Annotated in this window: 10 protein-coding genes and 1 pseudogene; 5 read left to right on the top strand and 6 right to left on the bottom strand. The window is 60.9% G+C overall.

Going from position 1 to position 14,109, the window contains the following annotated elements; genetic code table 11:
- The first annotated feature begins 205 nt into the window (after positions 1–205).
- Positions 206–1,219, top strand: a complete 1,014-nt coding sequence (locus ABJO61_RS02180; protein WP_348323150.1) for a class I SAM-dependent methyltransferase — start codon at positions 206–208, stop codon at positions 1,217–1,219.
- Between the two features lie 49 nt (positions 1,220–1,268).
- A complete protein-coding gene (locus tag ABJO61_RS02175) occupies positions 1,269–1,433 on the top strand; it encodes a hypothetical protein (protein ID WP_348323151.1) in 165 nt (54 codons plus the stop codon).
- A 3-nt stretch (positions 1,434–1,436) separates the two neighbouring features.
- On the opposite strand, the gene pssA is transcribed toward ABJO61_RS02175, so the two are convergent.
- From pssA to ABJO61_RS02155, 4 genes and pseudogenes are all read right to left on the bottom strand, one after another.
- Positions 1,437–2,303, bottom strand: a complete 867-nt coding sequence (gene pssA / locus ABJO61_RS02170; RefSeq protein WP_348323152.1) for a CDP-diacylglycerol--serine O-phosphatidyltransferase — start codon at positions 2,301–2,303, stop codon at positions 1,437–1,439.
- Positions 2,304–2,338: 35 nt separating this feature from the next.
- A pseudogene (locus ABJO61_RS02165) lies at positions 2,339–3,034 on the bottom strand (phosphatidylserine decarboxylase); the annotation flags it as partial.
- 53 nt (positions 3,035–3,087) lie between these two features.
- Positions 3,088–5,022: an ABC transporter ATP-binding protein/permease gene (locus tag ABJO61_RS02160; protein WP_348323153.1), complete on the bottom strand. Its 1,935-nt coding sequence runs from the start codon at positions 5,020–5,022 to the stop codon at positions 3,088–3,090.
- Between the two features lie 135 nt (positions 5,023–5,157).
- Positions 5,158–6,123 (bottom strand): LysM peptidoglycan-binding domain-containing protein, encoded by a 966-nt coding sequence (locus tag ABJO61_RS02155; RefSeq protein WP_348323154.1) that lies wholly within the window; start codon positions 6,121–6,123, stop codon positions 5,158–5,160.
- Positions 6,124–6,272: 149 nt separating this feature from the next.
- Between ABJO61_RS02155 and ABJO61_RS02150 the strand changes: the two genes are divergently transcribed.
- Positions 6,273–6,821, top strand: coding sequence for a TIGR00730 family Rossman fold protein (locus ABJO61_RS02150; protein ID WP_348323155.1), 549 nt, complete (start codon positions 6,273–6,275; stop codon positions 6,819–6,821).
- Between the two features lie 64 nt (positions 6,822–6,885).
- On the opposite strand, the gene rarD is transcribed toward ABJO61_RS02150, so the two are convergent.
- Positions 6,886–7,824 (bottom strand): EamA family transporter RarD, encoded by a 939-nt coding sequence (gene rarD / locus ABJO61_RS02145; protein ID WP_348323156.1) that lies wholly within the window; start codon positions 7,822–7,824, stop codon positions 6,886–6,888.
- Between the two features lie 219 nt (positions 7,825–8,043).
- Between rarD and ABJO61_RS02140 the strand changes: the two genes are divergently transcribed.
- On the top strand, positions 8,044–11,235 hold the full coding sequence (locus tag ABJO61_RS02140; protein ID WP_348323157.1) for a DNA methyltransferase: 3,192 nt from the start codon (positions 8,044–8,046) through the stop codon (positions 11,233–11,235).
- Positions 11,236–11,333: 98 nt separating this feature from the next.
- Positions 11,334–11,810, top strand: coding sequence for an anthrone oxygenase family protein (locus ABJO61_RS02135; RefSeq protein WP_348323158.1), 477 nt, complete (start codon positions 11,334–11,336; stop codon positions 11,808–11,810).
- A gap of 585 nt (positions 11,811–12,395) precedes the next feature.
- Here ABJO61_RS02135 and cimA read toward each other — a convergent pair.
- A complete protein-coding gene (gene cimA, locus ABJO61_RS02130; protein WP_348323159.1) occupies positions 12,396–14,045 on the bottom strand; it encodes a citramalate synthase in 1,650 nt (549 codons plus the stop codon).
- Positions 14,046–14,109 lie beyond the last annotated feature (64 nt).

Genomic DNA, 14,109 nt, shown 5'->3' with positions numbered 1-14,109 from the left:
CACAGCCGCCCTCGACCAGATGTCGGCGGAAGCAATCGTTCGGTTTCGCCGCATGCGGAAGCTCAACGCGATGCAGCGCTCCGCCGTCGAGAAGACTCTGGCCAAACGCCCCAAGCCCCCTGGCGAAGCTGACGATTCTGACGGCGCCGACGCGAAGTCCTCCGGGAAGCCCGAAAAGAAAAGGGCCAAGGAGGCCGGGACTGTCATGGAAATTCTGCTGCGCGTCATAGCGTGGTGGGAAGGGATGGAGACGGACGACGTCGCGCGCGCAAAAGGAATTACACGCAAAGCACAAAAGCAAAAGCCATCCTCCGCGGCTATCAAAAAGCCGGCCGCCCCAGCGATGCCGGAAAAAGCCGAGCCTCCCAAATCGCTAAGCCGTCTTGAGATCATCCAGGAACTGTGGGGGCCCGGCTTCAGCCTCCCGGGCAGCGCAGACTTCGCGTTGCGCGTCGCATCTCTGGCCGACTTCACGCGCAAGGGCCGTTTTCTCGACCTTACCCCCGGACTCGGCGGCGGCATGCGCGCAGTGGCTGCAAAGCATGGCGTCTCGATCCTCGGCATCGAGCACGACCTCGAAATAGCAGCCGAGGCAATGAGATTGTCCGCCAAAGAAGGTATGAGTGAAACGGCTCCCGTCCATGCCTGTGGGCCGGACGGGCTGGAGCCTGCGGACTTCAATCCGGCGGGTGGTCATGCGGCGATCTTCATGCGCGAAGCGATGTTTGCCGTCGCTGACCGCGAAAAGATGCTCGCAGAAATACATAGGGGGCTCTGCGATGGCGGTTCCCTGGTGCTCACCGATTTTGTTCTTGCCGATGGTATCGATACGGAGATGGACGAGGCCGCTGCGCTTACTGCCTGGCGGGCCGCGGAAGGCGGTATCGCGTCTCCCTGGAGCGAAGCGGAATACCGGCAGGCAATCGCCGCACAAGATTACAAATTGGAAAGCTTCGCAGACATTTCGTCAGAATATCTGCCGCTTATTCAAGCCGGTTGGCGACAGCTCCATGATTGCCTGCAAAATGCCAAACTTCTGCCGGAAACCGCCCCCACCTTGATAGAGGAAGGCGCTGTCTGGCTCGCTCGCAGTCAAGCGCTGGAAACAAAACAGCTTCGGCTCGTTCTTATTCGTGCAATCAGATTGCCGGCAAGGAATGGAGGGGCTGAAGCGGGCGAATACCCCGCGTCGCAAGACGCAGGTGACATAGATGAGTAGGTTTCACAAGCAGCGTACCGGCAAAGATACCGGGGCAGCGGAGCAACAGATGCAACGGAGTCAACCGCATTCGGAGATCAGACGCCGCGTAGAGCCGATCCTCGACGCATCGGGGACATTGAAGCGGCATGTGATGTCGAGGACCGAAAAGGCCGGTTTTCAAGAGGCCGAAGGGCCGGCCGAGAACGGCGGTTACGACCGGGAAGAGCACTAGACCTCAGTCGATTTCGAGATCGTCCGTGTCGGGATGCGGTTCAGAGGAAGCAGTCCGCTTCTTGTGATAGCGGTAGCGCAAGACAGCTACCGGAATTGACGCGAGATAAATCGCGCACAGGCCTGTGAAGGCAATCCACGGAAAATTCAAAATGACCGCCGCGCTCATGCCCACAAGCAGGAGCACGGGCAGCACCATGTCTCGCCGGATGCGCAACCCCATGCGCTTTCCCGAGAATGTCGGAATCTGGCTTACCATCAGGAAAGCGATGACGAGAACATGGGCCGCGATAAGAAGCGGTGTTTCCTTTATCCACTCCACTCCAATGAAGGAGAGATAGAGCGGCAGCATGACGAGACCGGCTGCAGCGGGTGAAGGCATGCCTACGAAATAGTTCCCGGTCCAGACCGGCTTGTCTGGATCTTCGAGCGCCACGTTGAAACGGGCGAGGCGAAGCGCGCAGCAAACCGAGAAGCCTAGTACTGCAATCCAGCCCAGACCGCCAATCTCACCCAGAGACCAGAGATAGAGGATAACAACTGGCGCCACACCAAAGTTCACGAAATCGGTGAGCGAGTCGAGCTCGGCGCCAAAACGTGTGGACCCGCGCAGCATGCGGGCGATGCGCCCATCGAGGGCATCGAAAACGGAGGCAATGATGATTGCGGCGACCGCTGCCTCGAAACGACCCTCAATGGCAAAGCGGATTGCAGTGAGGCCCGCGCAGAGCGCAAGAACAGTGAGCGAGTTCGGCACGATGGTGCGGACCGGCAGTTGCGAAAACTGTCGCGCCCGGCGTTGGCGCATGGTCTCGCTCGCCCGGAAACCCGGTCCCGGACGCTGCTCGAAAGGCGGTATAGAGCCTGCCATCTGCTTCAGTCCTTCAAAGTGCGCCCCAGCGCCCTCTAGATGTGGTGCGGCTGGGCTGCGGTCGAATCCGCAAGCACCGTCTCACCGGCAATCGCCGTCTGCCCCACAGCTACAAGCGGCACCGCCCCTTGCGGCAAATAGACATCGAGACGGCTGCCGAAACGGATGATGCCGAAGCGTTCCCCCGCAGCAAGATCATGCCCCTCTGCAACGTCGCACACGATACGCCGGGCGACGAGCCCTGCGATCTGCACAACCACGATCTGCTCCCCGTCCGCGCGCTCGATCACCAGAGAGTTTCTCTCGTTGGCATCGCTCGCTTTGTCGAGATCGGCATTGAGGAAGAGCCCCGGCCGATAGGCAACACGCTTCACGATCCCTGCGATGGGTGCCCGGTTCACGTGGCAATTGAAGACATTCATGAAAATGCTCACGCGGGTGCGTGTCATATCGCCAAGACCGAGTTCCTCGGGCGGGGATGCTTCAGTGATCATGTTCACGACGCCGTCTGCCGGGCTGATGACGAGCCCCTCGCGCGACGGGGTTACGCGGTCGGGATCGCGGAAGAAATAGAGGCACCAAAGAGTGAGAACGACACCGAGCCACCCGAGCGGATTCCATATCAGAAAGAGAACGACCGTCACCGCAGCGAAGATGACCACCCAGCGGTGCCCCTCGCGGTGGATCGGTGTCAGTATCGACGTGATGCTATCCATTGAACTTTCCTGGCCTCTCGTTCTCGTCTGTCGAGTTTAGCCGAGTGTAACCCGGCACTCCGCCCGGGTTAAGCAAATCCGTTATCCGCTGAATTCGACGCCAGCTCGGTTTCCACCCCGAACTCGCGCCCCTCGCTTGCGGCAAGACGCCGCTCCTCTTCACGTTCGACCTCTTCGCTCTCGCGCTGCCGGTTCCACATGGCCGCATAGGCGCCGTTCCGGGCCAGGAGCTCCTCATGGCGGCCGCGCTCCACCACCCTCCCTTTGTCGAGTACGAGGATTTCATTGGCGTCCACGACAGTCGACAGGCGATGCGCGATGACCAGCGTGGTGCGGTTTCGCGAGATGCCTTTCAGCGCCGTCTGAATTTCTTTTTCGGTGTGCGTGTCGAGGGCGGATGTTGCCTCATCGAGAAGAAGGATTGGCGGGTTCTTGAGGATGGTCCGCGCGATGGCAACGCGCTGCTTCTCGCCGCCCGAGAGCTTCAGCCCGCGCTCCCCGACGCGCGTCTCGTAGCCTTGCGGGAGGGCTTCGATGAAACGGCCGATCTGGGCGAGCTCCGCGGCCTCATGCACTTCTTCATCGGTCGCATCCGGGCGGCCATACCGGATGTTGTAGCGAATGGTGTCATTGAAGAGGACGGTGTCCTGCGGAACCATGCCGATGGCGGCACGCAGGGAATCCTGCTGGACATCTCGAATGTCCTGTCCGTCGATCCGCACAGCGCCTTCCGAGATATCGTAGAAACGGAAAAGAATGCGAGCGATGGTGGACTTTCCAGCGCCTGAAGGGCCGACAATCGCAAGGGTATCGCCCGGGGGGACGCGAAAGGAAACGCCGTCGAGAATGCGGCGGTCGCTGTCGTAGTAGAAGCTCACATCGTCGAATACGACTTCCCCGCCCGAAACATCGAGAGCCGGCGCGCCGGGCTTGTCCTTGATCTCGGCAGGCACCTGCAGCAAATCGAACATGGTCTCCATGTCGATCAGCGCCTGCCTGATTTCGCGGTAAACCGTGCCTAGAAGATTGAGCGGCTGGTAGAGCTGGATCAGGTAGGTATTGATCATGACGAAGGAACCGACTGTCAGCACACCCTGCGCGATACCGTTTGCCGCCATCAGCATCAGCGCGGTGAGGCCGGCACTAAATATCAGCGTCTGACCGGTGTTCAGCAGCGAGAGCGATGTCGCAGTCCTGATAGCGGCGCGCTCGTACCCCGTCATCGAGCGATCGAAGCGGCGCGTTTCATGCTCTTCATTGCCGAAATATTTGACCGTCTCGTAATTCAGAAGACTGTCCACCGCCTTGGTGTTTGCCTCGGTGTCGAGATCGTTCATCTCGCGGCGGAAGCGCGTGCGCCACTCGGTCACAACGAAGGTAAAAACCATATAGACGATCACCGTCACGGCGGTAACGACCGAGTACCAGACGTCGAAAGCATAGGCGAGAATGACGCAGACGAGGATAAGCTCGATGACGGTTGGCACGATGTTGAAAAGCGAGAAACGCAGCAGGAAGTCGATGCCCTTGGTGCCGCGCTCGATAACGCGTGAAAGGCCGCCCGTGCGCCGCTCCAGATGGAAACGCAGAGAAAGCGCATGCATGTGGCGGAAGGTTTCGACGGCAAGTTCGCGGACCGCGTTTTGCCCGACTTTCGCAAAGATCGCGTCACGCAGCTGAGCGAGAGCGATCATCAAAATACGCCCGACGCCATAGGCGACGATCAGCATTACCGGCACGATGACCGCGGCGGCGGCTACTGTTTCCGGCGAGAGAGCATCCACCGCGCGCTTGTAGAGGAAGGGGATGTAGACCGTGATGCCCTTTGCCGCGACGAGCGCGAGCATCGCGAAGACAACGCGCAAACGCAGGTCCGCCCTGCCCTTCGGCCAGAGCCGGGGCAGCATGTTCACGAGGGTGCGGGTCGCATTGCGACCTTCCGGGTTCACCCCCGTGACAGGGTTGGGACCGCCTCGCAAGGCGGTTTTCAAACGGCGTGGCATGGGCTTTCAAGGTCTCCGCGCACAACAAGCAAACGCCCCGTCCGGGAGCCCGGACAGGGCGTAATTCCTTATACTAGATAAGGTTTATCGATCCGGGGACAATGTTTTGTTTGCGCGCCCGGATTTCCTGCCTTTTCAGCGGCCCTTGGCGGGCGTTTCAAAGACCTGGCCCGGATAGATCAGGTTCGGGTCGCGAATCTGGGCCTTGTTGGCTTCGTAGATGATTGTGTAGCTGAAGCCGGACCCGTAGACGTTGCGCGCAATATTCCAGAGATTGTTGCCGGGCTGGATCACGACCTTGCCCTGCTTGAGAGCGGCAAGAACGGCTTCGCGTTCGCCCCTTTCGAAAGGCACCTCGACGCGACCGACGACCTGCCCCTGCTCGTCCACCTGATCGACGCGGAGCGCGTATTGACCGGGCGCGATATCGGTTTCAGGGCTCAGCTCCCAGCGGCCGGTTTCATCCGCCTTCGTCTCGCCGGCAAGCTCGCCGCCGATATAAATGCGGACAGTGGCGCCCGCATCGGCCCGGCCCGAAATGATGACATTGCCTTCGTCGTCATAATCGACGGTTTCGAGAACGAGGCTGCCCGCATCGGCGGGGACGCCCGGTCCCTGAAGAACCTTGCTCGCTTTGCCCGGCTCGCTGCGGACGACGAGCATCTGCTCGTCTTCACTTTCGGGGACGGAGACAGTCACGACCTGCTTGCTGTCCTTGCTGCTGCCGTCCGGGTTGATCGCCGTGAGACGGAGTTCAATAGTGCCCGCGGAGAGCGGCTTTTCGAGGACGGCGACCCATTCGCCATTGTCATCCGAGGTTGTCTCGGCAACCACTTCGCCGTTCGCCTTGAGCTGGATACGGGCCCCCGGAAGGGAGCGGCCAGCGGCAAGCGCCGAGCCGTCGCGCTCCACACGAACGATGTCGAAAGTCGGGATCGCGGGGTCTTCCTCTTCGGCGCCCGGTTCCGCAGGCTCCGAGGGTGCTTCGGCTATGACTTCGGACGGTGCGGGCTCCGTATCGCCACGCAGAAAAAACCACCAGCCGCCCACGAGAAGAAGCAGCGCCACAACAAAGGCGCCAACTATTGCCCCAATTTTCATTTTCCCTGTTTCCTTCCCCGATACGGCTGTGCCGAAACGGAACAGAACACCACCATCAGCCTATGCTACCGCGTAGCTTGCAATTACGGCACCAATGTGAAACCTCGCGAGTGAAACAGCGACCATAAAAATTGAAGGTCACCCTTCTCATGCAGCTCTCAAGTCTTTGTGTTTACTGCGGTTCGAGCACCGGCAGCGATCCTTTTTTCATGGAGGCGGGAGACGAATTCGGACGGCGGATGGCGAAGGCCGATGTCGAACTCGTCTATGGCGGCGGCGGCATCGGCGTGATGGGCGCGGTGGCGCGCGCGGTGCTCGCCGAGGGCGGCCGGGTGACGGGCATCATCCCCAAATTCCTGACGGAGGTGGAAGTCGAGTTCAAGGAGGTGAGCGAGCTCATCGTTACCGACAGCATGCATGCCCGCAAACAGCAAATGTTCGAGCGTTCTCAAGCCTTTGTGGCTCTTCCCGGAGGTATTGGAACGGTTGAGGAAACCATCGAAATGCTGACCTGGGCGCAGCTCGGGCGGCATTCGAACCCGATCATCATCGCCAATCTCAAGGGCTTCTGGGACCCGATGATCGAGCTGCTGGACCACATCATCAAGGCCGGATTCGCGCGCTCCGAGATCCGCCGGATCTACTCGGTGGTGGACAAGATCGAGGATATCATCCCCCGGATCGAAGCCTCGCTCTGAGGATAAACACGACCGACTGTCATCGAAACGTCACGATAACGTCACAAAAGATTCCCGGCGAAATCTATCCCCGGTTTGCGAGAGCGGCCATGCGGCGGAGCGAACGCTCCGAGCGCCATGTCTCGAAGGAAAATATCCCCAGTCCGAACCAGATGAGGCCGAAGGTCATCAACTGGACGGAACCGAGCGGCTCTCCATAGAGAAAGACGGCGACGAGGAACTGCGTCGTCGGGGCGAGATACTGCATCAGGCCGAGGGTGGCGAGGCGGATGCGCTGCGCCCCGAAGGCGAAAAGGAAGAGCGGCACAGCCGTCATCGGACCCGTCAGTACAAGGAAGGTCCATGTGAACCAGCTGCCGCCGCCGAAGCTCGTACCGCCATGCCCCGAAAGCCACCAGAGATAGGCGAGCGCGAGGGGAAGCAGCACCAGAACCTCGACAAAGAGACCTTCGAGGGGCGTGGCGCGCGACACCTTGCGCAAATAGCCATAGGCCGCGAAGCTCGCCGCAAGGTAGAGCGATATCCAGGGAAGCTGGCCAAGGTCGAAGGCGAAGATCGCCACGCCGATGGCGGCGAGCACGACCGCGAAGATTTGCGCGCGCGACAGACGCTCGCCGAGAAAGGCGACGCCGAGCAGCACGCTGACCAGGGGATTGATGTAATAGCCGAGGCTCGTCTCGACGATGCGCGCCTCGTTGATCGAATAGATGAAGACGAACCAGTTGGAGCCGATCAGGAGGCCGGTGCCGAGCAGCGTCAGCATGGTGCGGCGGTCGCGAAGCACCGCCATCAAGGCGGCGCGGCGGCTGAGCGCGAAGATGAGGAGGAGCGTCAGCACGACGCTCCAGACGGAGCGATGGGCCAGCACCTCGAAGGGCGGCACATCCATGAGCTGCTTGTAGAAGATGACGGAGAGGCCCCAGAGGAGATAGCCAAGGCCCGCCGAGGCGGCGCCGAGCGCGGCTTCGCTTGAGGGCGTTGAGGGGGCGGGTTTTTCCTGCACTTCGTTTCTCCTGCGGAATGCCGGGGGCGCATCCGCGCGCATCTTGTATCACAGAGAAAGGCGGGATGCCGGGCGCGTCAAACAACTCAACCCTTTGCGAGAGGCACCTTACGCGCCATCATCGCCAAACAGCGCGACCCCCGAATCGCAAGGGAACAGCGGAATAACGCCGCCCGGTCTTCAATCCGGTTTTCGACCCGGTTTTTCAATGGCAAATGGATGAACCTTTTCAATCGCAAAACGCTGAAACGCCATTTGAAGCCCGGGTCCGTACCCGCCGACCATGCCGCAGCGCTGAAAGCATGGGCGGAGCTCATCGAATCCGAACGTGTCTACGACCTGAAAGAGACAGCTCTTCACGGTGAATTCACATCGAAAATCGTTGAAGGCGTCCTCGGCTATCAAGGGCCTTCCAGCGGCGCCGAATATACAGTCGCAACCGAGCAGGCCATCTTGCGCGGCAGCGTCGATCTGGCCCTTGGACGGTTTGGCGGCAAGACGGCCGAAATCCTCGCCCCCTTCGAGCTGAAGGGCGCGGACACACGCGATCTCGACACCATCATGCCGGGGCGGAACAAGAGCCCGGTCCAGCAGGCATGGGAATACGCCATGAATGCGCGGGGCGTGAAATGGGTTCTCGTTTCGAACATGATCGAGCTGCGGCTCTATGGATTTGGCGAAGGCACGGCTGCATATGAGACTTTCCGGCTCGACAAACTTGCCGATGCCGAGGAGTACGCGCGGTTCATGCTGCTGCTTTCGGCGGAAAGCCTGCTGTCGGGCCGCACGCTCGAATTGCTCAAGGAAAGCCGCCTCGAAGACAAGGACATTACCGACAAGCTTTACGACGATTATAACGCTCTGCGCGTAAAGCTGATCGGTGCCGTGCAGTCGGCGAGCCCCGGCGTCGCCCCGCTCGACGCGATCGCAACAGCCCAGAAAATTCTCGACCGTGTGCTCTTCATTGCCTTTGCAGAAGACACAGGGCTGCTGCCCGACAACACGCTCGCCGACGCCTTCAGCGCGCGCGACCGCTACAACCCCCGCCCTGTCTGGAGCAATTTCAAGGGGCTGTTCAACGCCATCGACCGCGGCAGCGCGGAACTGAAAATTCCCCGCTACAATGGCGGTCTGTTCCAGCCCGATGAAAGCATCGACACTCTCGATTTGCCCGACGAGGTATGCGAGGGATTCAAGACGCTCGGCGAGTACGACTTCGCATCGGAAGTGTCCGTGACTGTTCTCGGGCATATTTTCGAGCAGTCGATTGCCGACGTCGAGCGGCTTCAGGCGCAGGCGCGCGGCGAAGCAAGCGAGCCGGAAAAGACCAGCGGTACAACCGGACGGCGCAAGCGCGATGGCGTCGTCTACACGCCCGACTATATTGCCCGCTTCATCGTCGCCGAAACTCTGGGGGCGCATCTCAAGGAAATATTCGCCGATGTCTTGCGCTCTCACGCAAAAGCCGGGGCGGATATTTCCGACTATGAGAACATTCCGTGGCGCAGGAAATCAGCCGAACGGGAAGCGTGGCAAGCCTATCGCGAACGGGTCAAGACGTTGCGCATCGTCGATCCTGCCTGCGGATCGGGCGTGTTCCTCATCATGGCTTTCGACTTTCTCAAGGCCGAATTGTCGCGCGTGAACGACAAGATCGCCGAGCTGGAAGGCAGGGACCGGCACATTCAGGACTTGCTGGACCCCGACAGCGAAATCCTCACGAACAATCTCTTCGGCGTCGATGTGAACGAGGAAAGCATCGAGATCGCCAAGCTGTCTCTCTGGATCAAGACCGCGAGGCGCGGCAAGGTGCTGGACAGCCTCGACGCCAATCTGCGCGTCGGCGACAGCCTGATCGAAGACAGCAATTTCGCCTATCTCGATCATGCCTTCACCTGGGCCGATGCTTTTCCCAAAGTGTTCGCCGAAGGCGGCTTCGACGTGGTTCTGGGCAACCCGCCTTACGTGCGCATGGAATTTCTCAAGGCGATAAAGCCCTATCTCGAAGCCCGCTATGAAGTCGTCTCCGACCGGGCGGACCTCTATTGCTATTTTTACGAACGGGGCTTGCGCCTTCTGAAGCAGGGCGGGCGGCTTGGCTATATTTCTTCCAATACTTTCTTCAAGACCGGGTCGGGAAAGCCGTTGCGCGACTATCTGCTGCGCGAGGCAACCATCGAAAGCGTGGTGGACTTCGGCGACCTTCAGGTCTTCGCGGGCGTGACCACCTACCCGGCCATCCTGACCATGAGGCGAGGCGCGGCACCCAAGGGCCACGAGCTGCGCTTCTGGAAGGTGGACGTGCTGCCGGAGAACAATTTTCTCGCGACATGGGCAGCGGCGGGCGGGCCCTATCCGCAAGCAGCGCTGGGGGACGGCTCGTGGGAACTGGAAAACCCGGCCCTGCGCCGCCTGCGCGACAAGATCAAGGAGGGAAAGAAGACCCTGAAGGAGGTCTATGGATCGCCCTGCCGGGGCATCGTGACGGGACTGAACGAAGCCTTCGTGATCGACAATGAGACGAAAGAGCGGCTGTGCGCGGAAGACCCGCGCTCATCCGAACTCCTGAAACCCTTCCTCGAAGGCAAGGACGTGAAGCGCTGGCGGGCCGAGCCGCGCGGGCTCTGGCTGATCTACATCCCGAAAAACCGGATCGACATTGACGACTATCCGGCCATTCGGGATTGGCTGCTGCCCTTCAAGGACCGGCTGGAGAAGCGCGCGACAAAGCAGGAGTGGTTCGAGCTGCAACAGGCGCAGGAAGCCTATGCACCACACTTCGCCGCGCCGAAGATCACGTACAAAGATATTGGCGACAGTGCGCCGTTTCATGTAAGCGCAGACGAGTCGTTCTTGGCGAACACCGGGTATTTCATTCCCAGCGACGAGCACCACCTGACCGCTTACCTAAATTCCAAGCTGCTTTGGTTCACTTATCTCAACGTCAGTGCGCAGATCAGGGGCGGGTTTGTGCGTTTCTTTTCAAACCATCTAGGTGAAATGCCAATTCCTGATTGGCCGGGCGAGGCAAAGGCAAAGCTCGCGGCTCTGTCTGAAGCGGCACATGACGCCGCAAAAGCCCGGCTTGCGCTGCAAACCGGCCTTACTCGACGCATTCCCGACCTGTGCCCGCCGGGCCGCGAGCCCAAGCTGACGACGCGGCTTCAGGAATGGTGGACCCTGCCCGACTTCGCCGCCTTTCGCGCCGAGGTGAAGAAGGTTTTCAAGGCGGATATTCCGCTGGCCGAACGCACCGGCTGGGAAGAATGGATCGACCGCGACCGCGCGGAGATTGCGCGGCTGAGCGCCGAGATCGCGCGCTGCGAAGCAGAGATCGACGGCATCGTCTATGAGCTGTTCGATCTGACGGAAGATGAAATCGCGCTGCTTGAAAGTACCATTCAGGCGTGACGCCGCAGCCTCTTCGCGAGGCCCGGTCCATGCTGCTCAAAACGAGATGCGCGACGCGCGGATTCAGAATATTTCGGGATGACAATCAGGGGGCGATCATGTCCGGCATTATATTCGTGGTGACGCTTGCGGCCGCACTCGGCAGCGGGATCGTGGCAGGCATCTTCTACGGCTTTTCGAGCTTCATCATGAAGGCGCTCGGGAAACTGCCGCCGCATGAGGGGATCTCGGCGATGCAGTCGATCAATATCGCCGTCATCAATCCGGTTTTCTTTCTCGCCTTTTTCGGGACGGCGGCGCTGTCGCTGGTGCTTGGCGGCTATGCGGTGATGTATTGGGGCACGGCGGAGGCGGCGCTGCTTCTGGCGGGCGCTGTGTTCTACCTCGCGGGTTGCATTCTCGTGACCATCGTCTTCAACGTGCCGCTGAACAACCGGCTTGCGAAGGTCGAGCCCGCAAGCGCGGAAGGCGCGGCGATGTGGAAGCATTATCTCGTGGCGTGGACCATGTGGAACACGGTGCGGACGGTCGCGCCTTCCGTGTCGCTGGTGCTCTATGTGCTGGCGATGGTGTGAGTGTCACCGCCTCCCCCGCCCCGAGAAATCCTTCGCAAGCTCGAATTTCTCGACCCGCCCCCAGGGGCGGGTGGGAAGCAGGAGGCGCGGAGAACGCGGAGGCACGTTTGTCTGCTTCGCAAACAACAAGTGTCACCCCGGCACTCGTTGCCGGGGCCCAATCCACGCTGCGGCGAAACGAGAGGCGAGCGGGTCCCGGGAATAAATCCCGGGATGACATTTGCGGGTTAGGCCGGTGTCACCTCCTGTCGAGAGCCTTATGGATTGCCATGCCGCCTCCCCCGCCCCGAGAAATCCTTCGCAAGCTCGAATTTCTCGACCCGCCCCCAGGGGCGGGTGGGAAGCAGGAGGCGCGGAGAACGCGGAGGCACGTTTATCTGCTTCGCAAACAACAAGTGCCACCCCCGGCACTCGTTGCCGGGGCCCAATCCACGCTGCGGCGAAACGAGAGGCGAGCGGGTCCCGGGAATAAATCCCGGGATGACACTTTTGGGTGTGGCGGAGGCTGTTTCCCCTCCCCCAGAAATCCAGAAGGATTTCTGGACCCTCCCACAGGGGGAGGGTGGTCCAGATGGAGAGGCTGAGTTAAGCGCCCGCGCTTTCCTTGCGGTTATGCGTGGTGGGGGCCGGGGCGCCATCGCGCAGGAGCTTGTGCGTGATGGAATCCGTGAGCGCCTGGAAGGACGCATCCACGATATTGGGCGAGACGCCGACCGTGAACCAGCGATTGCCCTTGCCGTCCGCGCTTTCGATCATGACGCGGGTGACGGCTTCCGTGCCGCTTGTCAGGATACGCACCTTGAAGTCCGCGAGGCGCAGATCCTCGATATAGGGCGAGTATTTGCCGAGGTCTTTTCTGAGCGCCTGATCGAGCGCATTGACGGGGCCGTTGCCCTCGCCCACCGAGATCAGCTTTTCGCCATCGACCACGACCTTCACCGTCGCTTCCGAGACGGTGACGAGATCGCCGAGCGCGTTGTAGCGGCGCTCGACCAGCACACGGAAGGATTCCACATCGAAGAAGGCGGGCACCTCGCCGAGGATGCGCCGCGCCAGAAGCTCGAAAGAGGCTTCGGCGCCGTCATAGGAATACCCCAGAAATTCGCGCTCCTTCACCTCGTCCAGCAGGCGGCCGATGCGGCGGTCTGCCGGATCGAAGGCGATGCCCGCTTCTTCGAGGCGCGCGAGGATGTTCGACTTGCCGGCCTGATCGGAGACGGCGATCTTGCGCTTGTTGCCAACGCTTTCGGGCGGCACATGCTCATAGGTCTTGGGGTCTTTGAGGATCGCCGAGACATGGATGCCGGCCTTGGACGCGAAAGCGCTTTCACCGACATAGGGCGCGTAGCGATCCGGCGCGCGGTTCAGGATTTCGTCCAGCGTGCGCGAAACATGGGTGAGGTTTTTCAGGCGCTCATGGGTGACGCCGATCTCGAAGCGGTCCGCATATTCGGACTTCAGGAGAAGCGTCGGGATGATGGAAACCATGTTGGCATTGCCGCAACGCTCGCCGAGCCCGTTCAACGTGCCCTGCACCTGGCGCACGCCTGCGCGCACGGCGGCGAGCGAATTCGCCACGGCATTTTCCGTGTCGTTATGCGTGTGGATGCCGAGCTTTTCGCCCGGTACGCCAGCGGCGATGACCTCGCCCACGATGCGCTCCACCTCGTCCGGCAGGGAGCCGCCATTGGTATCGCAGAGGACGGCCCAGCGCGCGCCGTTTTCCAGCGCGGTCTTCACGCAGGAAAGCGCATAGGCGGGGTTTGCCTTGTAGCCGTCGAAGAAGTGCTCGCAATCGATCATGGGCTCGCGGCCACGGGCGGCCACGGCCTTCACGCTGCCGGCGATGCTTTCGAGGTTTTCGTCATTGGTGATGCCCAGCGCGACCGAGACATGAAAATCCCAGCTTTTGGCGACGAGGCAGACGGCATCCGTATCGGCATCGAGGATGGCGGCGAGGCCGGGATCGTTCGAGGCGCTGCGCCCTGCCCGCTTCGTCATGCCGAAGGCGGTGAACTTCGCGTGGCCGAGCTTCGGCTTTTCGGCGAAGAAGGCGGTGTCGGTCGGATTGGCGCCGGGATAGCCGCCCTCGATATAGTCCAGCCCCAGATCATCGAGCAGGCCCGCAATGAGGCGCTTGTCCTCCACGCTGAAGTCGACGCCGGTCGTCTGCGCGCCGTCGCGCAGCGTGGTGTCGAAAAGGTAGAGGCGGGTTCTGCTGGTGGACTTGCTCATGGTGTCGTTCGCTTCTTTGCCGCATTGTGGAAAGGCGCTGACACGCCAGTCAAAAATCGTCCAA

Source organism: Parvibaculum sp. (assembly GCF_039973015.1).
Lineage (GTDB): Bacteria > Pseudomonadota > Alphaproteobacteria > Parvibaculales > Parvibaculaceae > Parvibaculum.
Note: the sequence above shows the minus strand (reverse complement) of the source record. Positions and strands in the feature narration are given on the sequence as shown.